Annotated in this window: 1 pseudogene; it reads right to left on the reverse strand. The window is 66.6% G+C overall.

Features of this window, described 5'->3' with window-relative positions:
* A pseudogene (locus tag JC607_RS25240) lies at positions 1 to 578 on the reverse strand (hypothetical protein); the annotation flags it as partial.

Consider the following 578-nt stretch of genomic DNA (forward strand, 5'->3'; position numbering starts at 1 on the left):
AGATGCCGCGCGTGCAGGTGCCGCGGAAGAAGGCGAAGGCGCGATCATGCGCGTCGAAGATCGAGCCATCGGGCGCCATCGGTCCGAGCCCGATGGCGAGGCTCCTGGCTCTCGCGCGGGTAGGCCCGAACGAACATCATCCGGCTGTGGCAGAGGCGGACATGGGCCACCTTGATCGTGACAGTCACGCCTGAGACCAGCACCACCTCGTGGCTCCAGTCGAACTGGTAAGCCTCTCCAGGATCATAAGAAAGCGGCACATAGGCCTCGGCCGCCGCTGTCCCGCGGCTTTGCGACCAGGTGCGGGCAAAGCGACGGATGGCGTCGTAGCCGCCTTCATAGCCAAGGGCGCGCCGTCGGGGCATTCCTCGAACCAGTGGCGGACTGCCCCTCCGCCTCGAAGATCCGGATCAGCGTCAGCCGCTCTCGGGACGGCTTGCCCGCATTCGCCGCGAGCAGCCGGTCAAGCTGGTCCTGCCACGGCCCGATCCGCGGCATCGGCTGATGCGTTCGCTCGTAGCTGAAGTCCGTCTCATCCGACCGCAGGATCTTGCGGACGGTGTTCCGGGAGACGTGCA

The organism is Paracoccus sp. IB05, assembly GCF_016405985.1.
GTDB lineage: Bacteria > Pseudomonadota > Alphaproteobacteria > Rhodobacterales > Rhodobacteraceae > Pseudogemmobacter.